The sequence below is a fragment of the Terriglobales bacterium genome, from assembly GCA_035487355.1.
Taxonomy (GTDB): Bacteria; Acidobacteriota; Terriglobia; order Terriglobales; family Acidobacteriaceae; genus QIAW01.
On the sequence record DATHMF010000003.1, the window covers coordinates 14,624 to 27,214 of the forward strand.

Annotated in this window: 13 protein-coding genes and 1 pseudogene; 7 read left to right on the forward strand and 7 right to left on the reverse strand. The window is 54.2% G+C overall.

Annotation, left to right across the window (positions count from 1 at the left end; genetic code table 11):
* The first annotated feature begins 75 nt into the window (after positions 1 to 75).
* Both VK738_00280 and VK738_00285 read left to right on the forward strand, forming a co-directional pair.
* On the forward strand, positions 76 to 936 hold the full coding sequence (locus VK738_00280; protein HTD21069.1) for a hypothetical protein: 861 nt from the start codon (positions 76 to 78) through the stop codon (positions 934 to 936).
* Positions 937 to 1,007: 71 nt separating this feature from the next.
* A complete protein-coding gene (locus VK738_00285; protein HTD21070.1) occupies positions 1,008 to 1,838 on the forward strand; it encodes a CocE/NonD family hydrolase in 831 nt (276 codons plus the stop codon).
* 447 nt (positions 1,839 to 2,285) lie between these two features.
* Here VK738_00285 and proC read toward each other — a convergent pair whose 3' ends face one another.
* Together proC and ribA are read right to left on the reverse strand one after the other, a co-directional pair.
* The gene (gene proC / locus VK738_00290; protein HTD21071.1) at positions 2,286 to 3,122 is read right to left on the reverse strand and encodes a pyrroline-5-carboxylate reductase; all 837 of its coding nucleotides are present in this window, start codon (positions 3,120 to 3,122) and stop codon (positions 2,286 to 2,288) included.
* A 303-nt stretch (positions 3,123 to 3,425) separates the two neighbouring features.
* Complete coding sequence (ribA, locus tag VK738_00295; protein HTD21072.1) at positions 3,426 to 4,040, reverse strand: GTP cyclohydrolase II; 615 nt, start codon at positions 4,038 to 4,040, stop codon at positions 3,426 to 3,428.
* Between the two features lie 74 nt (positions 4,041 to 4,114).
* Here ribA and VK738_00300 point away from each other — a divergent pair, with 74 nt between their 5' ends.
* Positions 4,115 to 5,509 (forward strand): histidine kinase, encoded by a 1,395-nt coding sequence (locus VK738_00300; GenBank protein ID HTD21073.1) that lies wholly within the window; start codon positions 4,115 to 4,117, stop codon positions 5,507 to 5,509.
* Here VK738_00300 and bshA read toward each other — a convergent pair.
* The 4 genes from bshA to VK738_00320 form a co-directional block, all read right to left on the reverse strand.
* Positions 5,479 to 6,627: an N-acetyl-alpha-D-glucosaminyl L-malate synthase BshA gene (gene bshA, locus VK738_00305; protein ID HTD21074.1), complete on the reverse strand. Its 1,149-nt coding sequence runs from the start codon at positions 6,625 to 6,627 to the stop codon at positions 5,479 to 5,481. The genes VK738_00300 and bshA overlap by 31 nt on opposite strands.
* Before the next feature lie 191 nt (positions 6,628 to 6,818).
* Complete coding sequence (locus VK738_00310) at positions 6,819 to 7,088, reverse strand: hypothetical protein (protein ID HTD21075.1); 270 nt, start codon at positions 7,086 to 7,088, stop codon at positions 6,819 to 6,821.
* 2 nt (positions 7,089 to 7,090) lie between these two features.
* Positions 7,091 to 7,969: a ChbG/HpnK family deacetylase gene (locus tag VK738_00315; protein HTD21076.1), complete on the reverse strand. Its 879-nt coding sequence runs from the start codon at positions 7,967 to 7,969 to the stop codon at positions 7,091 to 7,093.
* Between the two features lie 51 nt (positions 7,970 to 8,020).
* Entirely contained in the window at positions 8,021 to 8,473 is a 453-nt protein-coding gene (locus VK738_00320; protein HTD21077.1) for an SET domain-containing protein-lysine N-methyltransferase, read from the reverse strand.
* A 401-nt stretch (positions 8,474 to 8,874) separates the two neighbouring features.
* Here VK738_00320 and VK738_00325 point away from each other — a divergent pair, with 401 nt between their 5' ends.
* On the forward strand, positions 8,875 to 9,438 hold the full coding sequence (locus tag VK738_00325; protein ID HTD21078.1) for a superoxide dismutase family protein: 564 nt from the start codon (positions 8,875 to 8,877) through the stop codon (positions 9,436 to 9,438).
* A gap of 10 nt (positions 9,439 to 9,448) precedes the next feature.
* Here VK738_00325 and VK738_00330 read toward each other — a convergent pair whose 3' ends face one another.
* Positions 9,449 to 10,477: a ThiF family adenylyltransferase gene (locus VK738_00330; GenBank protein HTD21079.1), complete on the reverse strand. Its 1,029-nt coding sequence runs from the start codon at positions 10,475 to 10,477 to the stop codon at positions 9,449 to 9,451.
* A 167-nt stretch (positions 10,478 to 10,644) separates the two neighbouring features.
* On the opposite strand from VK738_00330, the pseudogene VK738_00335 reads away from it, so the two are divergent.
* The 3 genes and pseudogenes from VK738_00335 (at position 10,645) to VK738_00345 (ending at position 12,499) form a co-directional block, all read left to right on the forward strand.
* Positions 10,645 to 10,947: pseudogene (locus VK738_00335) on the forward strand (translocation/assembly module TamB domain-containing protein).
* 26 nt (positions 10,948 to 10,973) lie between these two features.
* Positions 10,974 to 11,636 carry a protein-L-isoaspartate(D-aspartate) O-methyltransferase gene (locus VK738_00340; protein ID HTD21080.1) on the forward strand — a complete coding sequence of 221 codons (663 nt, stop codon included), beginning with the start codon at positions 10,974 to 10,976 and terminating at the stop codon, positions 11,634 to 11,636.
* A gap of 65 nt (positions 11,637 to 11,701) precedes the next feature.
* On the forward strand, positions 11,702 to 12,499 hold the full coding sequence (locus VK738_00345) for a BON domain-containing protein (protein HTD21081.1): 798 nt from the start codon (positions 11,702 to 11,704) through the stop codon (positions 12,497 to 12,499).
* The last annotated feature ends 92 nt before the right edge of the window (positions 12,500 to 12,591 follow it).

The following is a 12,591-nucleotide window of genomic DNA, read 5'->3' on the forward strand; positions in this document are numbered from 1 at the left end:
GACATACGTTAGCTCCAAAAGGTTGTGGATGAGCCTGAGCTATGGATGGTGTCCTAGTGTTACAGTATTGCGGAGATGAAACGCGTCGTTATTCTCTTCATTCTGCTGGTTTTGTTGATGTGTATGCCATGCGCGCCGCTGCTGCAGGAAAATGCTGCTACGTCCTCCGATCATCAGCAACACTCCAACGCTCCACAAAACGATTCTGGAGCCAGAATGGAAACAGCAGAACAGAAAGAAGCCCATATTCAAACTCAGGAGAACCAGGGGGCAAGCAAAACCAGCCAAGCCAAGCATGATGATCCGGATTACACATTTTTGGCACTCATTGTAAATATCGTTTTGACTGCTATCACTCTTGCTATTGCTGTTGCTGGTATTCTTCAAGCATGGGCCGCAAAAGAGGCCGCCGATATTGCGATAAATTCCCAACGGTCTTGGATTGTCGAAAATGGCGTCGAAGGGCCGGAAATGAAGCATGACTGGGTCAAGAATGCTAAATGTCATTTCAAGATAATCGGTAGTAGTCCTGCGAGGATCGTAGAGTCAAATTTCCGCTTTCATCTGGTTGGGGCTAGGCCTAAGAATGAAATCACCGAGCCCGACCTACCACCACAACCTGATTATAAGAAGGTTTACGATCTCGAGAGTGTTCCAGAAATGGGAGGGATACTGCCGCCTGAAAAGGAATTTACTATCAATGTGACACTTGAAGGAATGTTTCTCAACCCAGAGGATGTTGAGGCAATTAACAAATGGGAGAAGTTTGCCTGTGTCTACGGATTCATCCGATACAAGGATGCTTTCTCTAAATCCAGAGTTAGAGAAACGCGGTTTTGCTACATCTATAGTGTGTGGCGTAGTCCTCTTGGCAAGGCTGAGCATCCGAGCCATTTCGTTGTTGGCGGTCCACCCGCATACAACGAAGTAACCTAAAAACTAATTTAAGGCTCCCAAGTTGAGGATGCCAAGACGAACGACTGGAGCCTGTGTCAAACTATGGCTCTATGCGTCCTAGAGTCCTAGCGCTTCTACTGTGTTCAGTCTTCTTCATCACGCGGCCTGCCTCCGCTGCCGGCTCCGACAAACCGCACGAAGTCACGATTCCAGCGGGGAAGTATCAGCTTCACGGTTGCTACTGGCCTCCCGATGGGCCGGGACCGTATCCGGTCATGATCTTCAACCACGGCAGCGAAAAGAACCCAGCGCCCTGCGGGCCTCCCGACCTGGGGTACTTCTACCAGAAGAAGGGTTACGCCTTCTTCACCTTTCAGCGCCACGGGCACGGTGCCTCACCCGGTGACTACATCATGGACTTGCAGAAGCAGGCGTATCTGGCCCACCCGTTCAACCGCAGCGCTGCGGAAAGCGAGGCGGTCGGTCTGCAGGAGCTGTACAACAAAGACGTGGAAGCGGCCGTGGCCTGGCTCAAGGAGCAGAAGTGGGCAGACACGCAACACATTGCGATGACGGGCATCTCGTTTGGAGGCACCCAGACCCTCTTGACCGCGGAAAAGGGGCTTGGGATCAAGACCTTTCTTCCCTTCGCGCCGGCAGCGCAGAGCTGGAATCCGGTGCTGGCTGACCGGCTGAAGCGAGCGGTACGCCAGGCCAGCGCGCCCATTTTCATTATCCAGGCGCAAAACGACTACAGCCTGGAGCCGAGCAAGGTGCTAGGTAAGGAGCTGGAAAAGAAAGGCTCTCCGAATCAGGCAAAGATCTATCCCCCGTTCGGAACCACGACACAAGACGGTCATTGGGGGTTCGGCTCCCGCAAGGACGGCATTGCCGTCTGGGCGCCGGATGTTAACGCCTTTCTTGATGCGACGATGCGATAAAGTGAAGCGGACTTGCGCCGCTCATTTTGGTTGGTCTTTGGGACCGCCCAAGCTGGCCCCATTGTGGTATCAAAACCTTAGCTTCCCGAGCAACCTGGATTATCATCGTCCTCAGAAGCCTGCCCCGGCGAGCCGTGGTGTATCTAGCGTTCTCAGGAACGCGGGGACGTGGTCCTCATAGGTTCTTTGAAAATTCCCAAAGCAATACTCAGTCCAAGAAATCCGTACGCGCGAATGTTAACTATTAAGTTAACCACGAGAATCCTCAGCAAGTACCCCGCCTTGACGGCGACTTTCTCCAGTAAATACAAGGCAATCATGCTGTTTCAGGAGGTCCCAGACACTTGCTGCAAGTGGGGTGTGGGAAATCGCCAGTCAGGTCAAAATCCAGAGGCAAAAGATAACTAAAAGGTAACGAGCGAGGTTTCCCTTATGGATTTCTGCGAACTACGCACCAACCGCCCCGTCCTTAAACAGCAGCTCTCGTGCCCGTTGCGCGGCTTTGACTACGGCTTTGATTAGGGTCACGCGCAGCTTGCCCTCTTCCAGCTCCATGATTCCATCAATCGTGCAGCCGGCGGGGGTGGTGACCTCGTCTTTCAGCAAGGCCGGGTGGTGTCCGGTCTCCAGCACAACTTTAGCTGCACCGAGCGTGGTTTGCGCTGCCAGCAGGGTCGCCAGGTCGCGGGGCAATCCGACTTTGACGCCGCCCTCGGCCAGGGCCTCAAGAATGATGTAGATGTATGCCGGGCCGCTGGCCGAAAGTCCGGTGATCGCGTCCATATGTTTTTCATCCACCGTGACCGTTCTTCCCACCGAGGAGAAGAGGCGGCTGGCGGTTTCCAAGTGCTTCTCGTGGACAAATTTTCCTTTGCAGATGGCGGTGATCCCGCAGCCTACGATAGCTGGTGTATTCGGCATGGTGCGGATGACTGGAATTGAAGCTGCCAGTCTTTTTTCCACGTATTCGGTGGGCACCGAGGCAGCGATGGAGATGATGAGCTGATTGGGTTTGAGCTCCGGGCCGATTTCATCGAGCACCGCTCCCATGGCGGAGGGCTTAAGGCCCAGCAGAATGATGTCGGCCTTGCGAACCGCGGCGCGGTTATCGGTGCCGACCCGTACTCCCAACTCCACCGAAAGCGCGGAGGCCTTTTCACGATGCTGAACGGTGGCGGCTATGTCCCTGGCTGAAAACAGTTTCTGCTTCATGAATGCGCGCAGCAGAATGCTGCCCATTTTTCCCGAACCGAGGACTGCTATTTTCCCCAACTTGTGCTCCATCTGAGATGTCTCCTTCGTTAAACTCTTGCAGCCATTCCGTTTGCATCTTGTCATCCTGAGCGCCAGTTTGGGTGAGCGAAAAGCGAGCGCCGTGCTGCGCGAACTTTTCGCGAGGGCGCAGCAGCCTTGTTTTGGCTGCGTAGCCCTTGGATGAACGGGCGCGAAGGACCTTGCGTTTTCTTGTCTGGGCGACGTCGTTTTTCACCCATAGAAAACTAAACAGATGGCAGGTCTAAACTTTACTGGAAGTTGTTAAAACAGGCTACATTTTAAACTTGCTGTCCCTGTTGTGGCGCTCGCCATCTATCCTGTGGTGAATAGATGGCCAAGCTTTTCTTTCTTGGTCTTCAGGTAATTTTCAGAGTGGGAATGCGGTTCTACCTCGCAGGGGACGCGTTCGACCACGCGGACCCCGGCCCGCTCCAGGGCCGCGACTTTAGCAGGATTGTTCGAGAGCAGCCGCACCTGCTTGATCCCCAGCGATTTCAGGATCTCAGCCGGCAAGCCAAACTCGCGATGGTCGGCCTTGAAGCCCAGCTTCTCGTTGGCCTCCACGGTATCAAGACCCTTGTCTTGCAGCTCGTAGGCCTGCAATTTGGCCATCAATCCGATCCCGCGCCCTTCCTGTTGCTCGTAAACCAGCACACCGGTCCCGGCCTCGGCGATCATGGCAAGGGCCATTTCAAGCTGTTGCCGGCAATCGCAACGCAGCGATCCGAAGACGTCTCCGGTAAGGCACTGCGAGTGCACGCGCACCAGCGGGAGTGCATTGGCATAGTCGCCTAATACCAGGGCGACTGCGGTTTCCGGCTTGCCGCTTGCATCGTTTCCACCTTCAAAGCCAAGAATACGGAAGTGTCCCCAGCGCGTGGGAAAATCGGCCTCAGCTACCTTGCGTATTTTGGGAGAGCTGGACATCTGTATTCATTATATATACCCATAGGACAGCCGCAGGATGGTCAGAAATTGTGTAAGAATAAGCATGACCCACCATGGATCAGCGCCTCATACTGCTTACGCAACTGATCAAGCTGGGCGTGGCGGCCGCCATCGCCGGCGCATGGGTGCGCTCACGTGATTTCAAACGCCTGCTTTTTGCAGAACCCCCGTCTCTACAGAAGAAAATCTCTCTGGTGATGCTCTTCTCCATTCCCTATGCGCTGGGGGTGTGGGTGCGGCAGATTGTCGGCAATTTTCTCGCCGCTGATCTTTCGTTTGAAGCCTCATTGCTGATGGGAGTGCTTGCCGGTCCCATCGCCGGTGCAATTGGCGGAGGATTGGTCTCCGTTCCAGCGGTTTTGCACCAGGAATATCTCACACTGCCTTTCAACGTGGGCGTGGGGATTCTGGCCGGCATCCTGCGCGATCTTGCCCGTGACCCGGAAGAGATATGGTCTTTTTCTCCGTTCATTGATCTCAGCGTGTATCGCTGGGTCCGCAAGATGGTACGCCGGCCGCACCTGGACTGGCAGATGGGCTTTTTCTTTCTCATTGTGTCCTTGCAATTTACTCGAATGGAACTGGGAAAGCACTTTCCCGGACGGATTTTCTATCTCCAACTTCCTCCGGGGCTTTCCTTTCAGGCAAAATTCTGGATTTCGGCTGCAATCTACGCCACCACCATCGCCGTGATTGCGATTCCGCTGAAGATCTTCAATGCCGTGCGCCTGGAGTTAAAGCTGCGCGAGCACGAGCGTCTTCTCCTGCAGGCCCGCATGGAGGCCCTGCAGAGCCAGATCAATCCGCATTTTCTGTTTAATACCTTGAATTCGGTTTCTTCTCTCGTGAGGGTGGACCCCGACACGGCCCGCGAACTCATCGTGAAGCTGGCCAATATTCTGCGGCGGCTGCTGCGCCAGACCGAGACTTTTGTTCCATTGCGGGAAGAGCTGGAGTTTGTTGACAACTACCTGGATATCGAGGTCGTGCGTTTCGGGCAGGACAAGCTACAGGTGGAAAAAGATATCCAGCCGGAATCGCTTTCTGCCATGGTTCCCAGCATGTTGTTGCAGCCGCTGGTGGAAAATGCCATCAAGCATGGCTTGGAGCCGAAGCTTGATGGAGGGAAGATCCTGTTGCGCAGCCGCCTCACGGAAGACCGATTGATTTTGTACATCGCCGACGACGGGATCGGCATGGATAAATCCCAGCCACCCGGCAGCACTCGTCCTGATAGCACCGGCATTGGCATGAGCAACGTCGCTGAGCGGCTCAAGGTCCTCTACGGCGATGTTGCTGAGATGGCCATCAACAGCGAGTATGGCATCGGAACACTGATTACGCTGGAGCTGCCTTTGATTGATGACCTCGCTGCCAGCGAACTCAGCCCACAATCTATACAGGCGCCGGGCAGCCTTTATCCTGCGCGCTCCAGTACCTTGCGGTAAAAGTTTTCATACAGCGGGATTATCTTGGTTGAACAGAAGCGTGACTGCGCCTCAAAGCGCGCTGTCTGGCGCATGGCCTTCAGCTTCGATTCATCGGAAAGCACTTCGATGGCGTATTTCGCCATGGTCTCTACGTCTCCCACATCGGCGAGAAAGCCGCTGTGCCCATGTTCAATGACTTCAGGCACTCCGCCAACGCGCGTAGCTACACAAGGAACTTCACACGCCATGGCTTCCAGCGCGGCCAGGCCAAAACTTTCCAGCTGACTGGGCATCAGCATCAGATCGGCGACGCCAAGCTTTTCCTGCACCCGATCCTGTTTGCCTAAAAAGATTACCCGGTCGAGTATGCCTTTTTGCGTTGCCATCCACTCTGCGACAGAACGGTCGGGCCCATCCCCGATCATCAGCAGCCGGGAGGGAACTTTTTTCTGTACCCGGTCAAAAATCTCTACCACATCCTGCAGCCGCTTCACCGGACGAAAATTGGAAAGATGCACGAGAAGACGCTCATCAGGTTTGGCAAATTGGGCGCGGTTTTCTGCCGCTTTGGGATCGCGACGGTAGAGGTCGCAGTTCACGAAGTTGGGAATCACTTCGATGGGATTGTGGATGTCGAATTCCAATATCGTCCGGTCACGCAGGTAGCGCGAGATGGAAGTCACCCCGTCGCTCTCCTCGATGGCGTAGCGGGTGATGGGAAGATAAGACCTGTCAGCTCCGACCACTGTAATATCCGTACCGTGCAAGGTAGTAACAAACGGCAATTTTTTGCGTACCAAGGTGGTCGGCGAAGCCAACAACTGCCGCGCGAGCAGAGCGCTCACCGAGTGGGGAATGGCATAGTGGACGTGCAGGATATCAAGATCGTAGATTTGTGCCACTTCAGCCATGCGCGTGGCCAGCGCCAGATCATAGGGCGGATACTCAAACAGCGGATAGCGCGATACCTCAACTTCGTGGTAGTGGATTTGGGGGTGGCCCGTGCTCAGACGAATGGGTTGAGAGTAAGTAATGAAGTGAACATCATGGCCGCGGTCTGCCAGTTCCATGCCCAGTTCGGTGCCTACAACTCCGCTCCCACCGTAGGTGGGGTAGCAGGTAATTCCGATCTTCATGCGGCTCGCTGTCCTCGCTCATGATTTTGATGATCAAAAAGCAGTCAGGCAAGTATAGATGGTTTGAGATGGGGAAGGATTCAGAAATCCAGTACTCAGAATTGCAGTGCTCAGTACTCGGTACTCAGATCGTTCACACATCCATCGGAGTGTTAAGGATATGAAAGTTCAAGACCTTCGCGCCAACGGGTCTAGCCTATGCGCTTAGCACCCTTGTCAGTAATCTTCAGCTTCATGTTTTCCAATTCGTTCATTACAACTCCATTGACAAATAGCTCTCGCCATCGCCATTTTGGCACTTCGGCCTCGTCAATTGTGAGAAGACGAACGTCACCGTTTGACAGCAGGCCGAAGGTTCCCTGCATGAATGCTTGGGCATTTGGATAAAGCTCGCGGATGAGCGTTAGGGGCAGATCTCCGCCGAGCAATTGGTCCAGTGTCTCAAGTTCTAGTGACAACATCGTCATAGCTCTCTGTACGAAATCAATTCAATCCCATGCCGTTGCAAGGTAGCGCGCGACGCCTCGGATGTAAGTATCTGCATCTCTACATCGCGAGAGCTACGCAGACGTGTGCTGATTTTTTCCAAATCGGCGTCGTGGTAGCCCGGGTGGCAAACGAACTCCCAGGTTCCTTCCGGGATGCATCCAATCACGGCGTCAAACAGCTCTTGGGTGAGCGCACCGGTCACCACAACGCCAAAGCTGCCATCGGGTGTAATCATGCCGTGTGCCTTGACCTGTTTTTTGAATTGTTCAGCATAATGGCGGAGAATGCCGACCTCGGTGTAACGCGTCCACAGTTTAGGACGGCGCATCAAATGCGCGTAAGCCAGGGTCTTAATAGGGCCGAAAGGGTTGCGCACGGCGCGCACTCCACACTCTCGTGCTACTGCAAGTAATGGTTTAAAGATTGCGGGAAAGATATGGGTGTGCTTGTGGCTATCCACATGAGAAACAGAGATGCCAGCGGCCTGCACTTTACGGATCTGCGCCGCTATTTCGGCGGCGATCTCCTCTTCTTGCAGACGCCCTCGCCAGGCTGCGGTTACGAAAGATATGAGGCTTTCACGAAACTGATTCGTGTTCCCATTTGGTAAAAGCAGAGTAGGAACTTTCTCGGGCGGAGATACGGGAGGGCCATCCACCAGAACTACATGGCATCCGACACTGAGATTTGGGTTCTCTCCAGCCATCCTGGCTGCCTCGGCGAAGGCCTGCGAGTTCGCCATCAGCGTGGATGAAGTCACAATGCCTCTCCGGTGAGAGTCGGCGATGGCGCGGTTCACGCCTGAGGTCAGGCCGAAGTCATCGGCATTGATAATGAGGCGTCGCACTGCCATGGCTGGCAGTTTAGCAAAAGAAGGCAGCTCGCGTGGCAGTGACGGGAATTCTTAAGCGCTCTGCCCGACTTTTTCCTGCAAGTTTTTCAGTCGCTCAATTTCTTCTGGAGAAAACATGCTTCCCCGGCAGCTTCCTGCGCCGCAAGAACAGGGTGCCGGATCATCCTCTTCGCCGTCGTAAAGATTGTAGTCGTAGGTGATCTCTTCGCCGGGAGCGATGTCGCGGATGGAAATGATCCATACGCGCCCGTCAATTTCATCAGTCTCGCAGTTCGGATCGCAGGAGTGATTGATGAAAGCAGCCATGCCGTGGCCATCAATCACGGTCTTGCCATCTTCCATGCCAAACAGGTAGGTGACCTCACGGTGCTCGTAGCGGTTGTCACCCTCTTCCGGGGAGATGCGCTCGCCGGTATACTCCACCACTTTGGTTTTGGCGGGAATTGGGGCAGTGGCATAGCAGCCAACAGCATGGATGTCTGAGGATCGAAGTATGAGGCCCATGGTTTTGAACTTTCGATTATTCACATTGATGTTGGATCAGGTGTTGTGAAATTTTTCCGGAGAGGGCTGAAATCTTGTTTTTAAGAAAAGGTTCGAAATCAGAGCGGACACCTCGACCGAGACTTTTATTCTCCCGGGCGTGCGCTCGGGCTTTTCCACGCTTCTCCCGAAGGAGCTTGAAAAGCTCGTGCGCCTCTTGCCGCATCTTTTCCAATTCTGAGCAAGCCATAGGATGAGTATACCTGCAAGCCTGCAGAACTTCGTGCCTCTTGTTGTTTGGTACTGGTCTACCGTTTGGGCTGAAACGGCGAGGAATTCGGAGCGCGCTTCCTCCCCGATTGGTAAAATCTTCGCTGGTCCACGTTTTACCAGGACCACGTTAGAAAACAGGAGATCGGAATATGCAAGCTGAACTGGAAAATCGCGAAGAAGTACGGATGTCTCTGTGGAAGCCAGTGTTCTTTATCAGCATAGTGCTGCTCGTACTGGCGCCAGCCTATGCAAAAGGCAAAGCTCCAAAACCGGTAACTGTGAATCTGCAAAATGCCCAAGGTCAGAGCGTTGGCACAGCCACGCTCTCCCAAGCTACTAACGGAGTAAAAATCAAACTTAATTTGCGTGGACTGCCTCCCGGTGAACACGGCATCCACGTCCATCAAAATGCCAAGTGCGAAGGGCCGGATTTCAAATCAGCCGGCGGACACTTCAATCCCGACGGAAAGCATCACGGCTTGCAGAACCCTGATGGGCCGCACGCCGGCGATATTCCTAACTTCACTGTGGACGCCAAGGGCAAGTCGAAGGCTACCGTGATTGCTCCGAATGTGACGCTGGGGGATGACGCTCATTCCGTTTTCACCGGTGGTGGCACGGCGCTCGTGATCCATGCTAAGGCCGATGATGGGAAGACTGATCCTTCAGGAAACTCAGGTGACCGAATCGCCTGCGGCGTGATCACAAAATAGAAGCTGGGTCTTACGATCCTACGAACCGCGCGTACAAGCTGCGGGCGACACCGGTATCGGTTGTTCCTTTGATAATGGCGCGGCCATCGGGGAAGAGAGTCATCTCGTAGGGGTCGCGCCAGAATTTCAGTACAAACTCATTGTGCTTCACCGTGCCGTGAGGCGTCAGCTTGCGGCTCATCTCGGTGAAGTCCACGGGGCGGTGCTGCTCGTGGATCTGCACAGAGTTACGTCCGCATAGAGTAATATGCGGCCGGCCCTCTCCCGCCAGATAAACAAACTCGCGCTGCTGGCAGACCGTGCACTGCTCGCGAGGACGCTCAGCGTTGATCTCCGCGCGTTCATTCGTCCAAGCATCCCAGGAGAGCAGGGTGCGGCGCAGCTTGTCTTTCGCTCCGAGCAGGATTTTGATGGCTTCGGTCGCCTCTATGGACGCCGCCAGATTGACTGCAGAATTTAAAATGCCTGCTGTGTCGCAGGTTTCTACCATTCCAGCAGGCGCCTGGGGGAACATGCACGCCAGGCAAGCGGTCTCGCCGGGAATAATATTCATGGTGAGGCAATAACTGCCCACAGCGGCGGCGTAGATCCAGGGTTTACTTTTGCTCACGGCAAAATCGTTGATCAGATAACGAGTTTCGAAGTTGTCGGTAGCATCGAGCAGCAAATCGGATGCGTCTAACAGAGGTCCGATGTTTTCCGGAGTCAGGTCGGCTACCTCTGGGTACACCTGAATTGCAGAATTGAAGCTGGCTATCTTGCGGGCGGCGGCCAGGGCCTTGGGCAGTGATTCCCGTGCATCGGCCTCGTCAAACAGGCATTGGCGTTGCAGGTTGCTGGACTCAACATAATCGCGGTCAATAATCCGCATTTCACCAATACCGGCGCGCGCCAGCAGGGAAGCAACTGCGGAGCCGGTCGCACCGCATCCAATCACAGCGATTTTCGCGGATGCCAACTTCTGCTGCCCCTCCCGGCCAATGGGGGGGAAGAGCACCTGGCGTGAATAGCGCTCATCAAAGTTATGGTCATGAGACATATTGGTTATGAGACATGTGGCAGCTTCGCGAGTAGACCCGCTAACAATTTATTATAGAAGGTTGGCCTGAAGAGTAACTCCGTCAAAGGTGAAGGAAATATTTAGTTTTTGCGGATAAGTAACAGGGCACGACTCGAGAGTTTTGAAAAGAAGAGGCTTCAGCCGCCAATGCAATCCTGGGGCAGGCCTTGAACTACGAGCTCAGCAACCGGGTGCAACGGCTGTTTGGCGCAAGCCGCATTAAGATAGATCCGCAGGTTGGAGAGCCGGGGACCCCAAATGCGCGGCTTACGGTCGAGCAGGAAGTTTCTGACAAAGTCACGCTCACGTATATCACGAACCTTTCTCAATCGGCGCAGCAGGTGATACAGGTCGAAATTCAAATCAACAAAAACCTTTCGCTGGTCGGACTGCGCGATCAGTATGGAGTCGTAGGATTTGATTTCAGAATTCGCCAGCGTAAACGATAATCAACATAGGCATAGATGGAGGTACGATGGCAGGTGAGACCAATGCCGATCCGTGGCAACTCCCGCGCCTGACCATGGTTGCAACGCAACTGCGGAATCGCGGCATCCGTGATGAACGGGTGCTGGCTGCCATGGAGCGCGTGCCACGCCATCTGTTTGTCCCTGCGGACAAGCTGCGGCAAGCTTACGACGATCAGCCTGTCCCTATCGAAGCTGAGCAAACCATCTCCCAGCCCTACATTGTGGCTGCAATGCTGGAAGCGGTGCACCTGAGTCCTGAAGATATCGTTCTCGAAGTCGGTACCGGCTCGGGATATCAAACTGCACTGTTGGCCGAGTTGGTGGCGCGTGTCTACTCCGTCGAGCGCTACGCACTGCTGGCGAATTCAGCAGAACAACGGTTAAGGGATCTTGGCTACAGCAATGTTGAAATCGCGGTGGGTGACGGCACGCTCGGGCTACCGCAACACGCGCCTTATGATGTCATCGTTGTTGCTGCGGCCGCTCCCCACGTTCCGCAGCCGTTGTTGCAGCAGCTCAAAGAAGGCGGACGGCTTATTGTTCCCGTAGGTAGCCCTGAAAATCAGCAGCTCCAGCTCTTACGCAAGCAGGCAGGCGGATTGCTAACCACGTTGCTCGACGGTTGCCGTTTCGTGCCTCTTATCGGAGCAGAGGGTTACAAAACTTAACAAATTAAAGTGGCATATCTTCATCTAAATAAGTAAGTAAATGCTTACTTCAAGGAAGGTGAACTATGTTTAACCGTAAGACGAGATTTTCTATTGCGTTGCTGATTTTGGCTTTGATTCTTCCCGTGTTCGCGTTGGCCCAGCCAACCGGCGCTGCGAGCGCAGCGGACGCCAGGGACGCGAAGGTACTGCAGAATGTTGAGAAGATGCTGGCTGATCATCCCAGTTTCAAGGATGTGCATCCCTCCGTTGAGGACAGTATTGTTACGCTGCAGGGCTCGGTGGAGAGTTATTACAACAAAGTGCGGCTGCACGACAAGGTGAAAGGCGTGCACGGCGTTGAAGGGGTGCGCAACCAGGTGCAGGTCAACACTGAAGCAATTTCTGATGACAAGCTCCTGAATACGCTGGCCAGTAAGCTCCGTTACGACCGGATAGGGCGCGGCATCATGTTTAACAATCTCACGCTGCAGGTCAACGACGGGCATGTGACCCTCGGCGGAAATGTGCTGAATTACCCCGATCGCGACTCTGCAATTTCTATCGTGGAAAATGCCAGGGGCGTGACTGACGTCACCGACAACATTGAGGTGGCCCCTGTGTCTTTTTTCGACGATGAGCTTCGCATTCGCCTCGCACGCGCGATTTATGGCAGCCCGGTGCTGCAAAGATATGCGCTTGATCCGCAAGCACCTATCCGCATCGTCGTGGAGCAAGGGCATGTGACTTTGTACGGTGCAGTGGATAACAAGCTGGACAGGCAAGTTGCATACATGCAGGCGCGGTCAGTACCAGGCGCGTTCAGCGTGGACAACAAAATTGCGATACCCGGCGACCGAACCAATATGGACCAGGCCCGCTGAATAACGGGGAGTCCTCAGAAAGCACAGCATTTTTGCTGTGCTTTTCTGTTGTAGACCAACCTAGGGTTCAAAGAGCGTTCAATTTTTGTTGA

Excerpts from the sequence above, each read along its gene's own strand:
- VK738_00280 (HTD21069.1), top strand. The coding sequence starts at position 76 with ATGAAACGCGTCGTTATTCTCTTCATTCTGCTGGTTTTGTTGATGTGT.
- VK738_00285 (HTD21070.1), top strand. The coding sequence starts at position 1,008 with ATGCGTCCTAGAGTCCTAGCGCTTCTACTGTGTTCAGTCTTCTTCATC.
- proC (HTD21071.1), bottom strand. The coding sequence starts at position 3,122 with ATGGAGCACAAGTTGGGGAAAATAGCAGTCCTCGGTTCGGGAAAAATG.
- ribA (HTD21072.1), bottom strand. The coding sequence starts at position 4,040 with ATGTCCAGCTCTCCCAAAATACGCAAGGTAGCTGAGGCCGATTTTCCC.
- VK738_00300 (HTD21073.1), top strand. The coding sequence starts at position 4,115 with ATGGATCAGCGCCTCATACTGCTTACGCAACTGATCAAGCTGGGCGTG.
- bshA (HTD21074.1), bottom strand. The coding sequence starts at position 6,627 with ATGAAGATCGGAATTACCTGCTACCCCACCTACGGTGGGAGCGGAGTT.
- VK738_00310 (HTD21075.1), bottom strand. The coding sequence starts at position 7,088 with ATGTTGTCACTAGAACTTGAGACACTGGACCAATTGCTCGGCGGAGAT.
- VK738_00315 (HTD21076.1), bottom strand. The coding sequence starts at position 7,969 with ATGGCAGTGCGACGCCTCATTATCAATGCCGATGACTTCGGCCTGACC.
- VK738_00320 (HTD21077.1), bottom strand. The coding sequence starts at position 8,473 with ATGGGCCTCATACTTCGATCCTCAGACATCCATGCTGTTGGCTGCTAT.
- VK738_00325 (HTD21078.1), top strand. The coding sequence starts at position 8,875 with ATGCAAGCTGAACTGGAAAATCGCGAAGAAGTACGGATGTCTCTGTGG.
- VK738_00330 (HTD21079.1), bottom strand. The coding sequence starts at position 10,477 with ATGTCTCATGACCATAACTTTGATGAGCGCTATTCACGCCAGGTGCTC.
- VK738_00340 (HTD21080.1), top strand. The coding sequence starts at position 10,974 with ATGGCAGGTGAGACCAATGCCGATCCGTGGCAACTCCCGCGCCTGACC.
- VK738_00345 (HTD21081.1), top strand. The coding sequence starts at position 11,702 with ATGTTTAACCGTAAGACGAGATTTTCTATTGCGTTGCTGATTTTGGCT.